Source organism: Streptomyces sp. WM6386 (assembly GCF_000972385.1).
Classification (GTDB): Bacteria; Actinomycetota; Actinomycetes; order Streptomycetales; family Streptomycetaceae; genus Streptomyces.
Genome location: NZ_JXTE01000850.1, coordinates 1 through 241 on the forward strand (window position 1 = coordinate 1; position 241 = coordinate 241).

At 70.1% G+C, this 241-nt stretch carries 1 protein-coding gene; it reads right to left on the minus strand.

The genetic code is table 11. From position 1 onward, the window contains the following. Positions 1–241, minus strand: a 241-nt coding sequence (locus tag TN53_RS43925; protein WP_046264545.1) for a phosphoadenosine phosphosulfate reductase family protein, incomplete at both ends; no start/stop codon positions are given.

Here is a 241-nt window from a genome sequence, read left to right on the forward strand (position 1 = left end):
GGAGAAGACGCGCTCCTTGGCGCGGGCCTTCTCCTCGTCGCGCCGGCCACCGCCGAAGACCGCGTCGAACTTCTCCGCCTGGATCCTCTCGGTCAGCGGGAGGGTCTGGAGCGGGTTGCGGGTCCCGTCAGGACGTTCCCGGAGCACACCGCGGTCGATGTAGTCCTGTACGGAGGCGACATGCAGCCGCAGACCGTGCTGGGCGACCGCGCGGTCCCGGTACTCCAGGACCTCGGGGAAG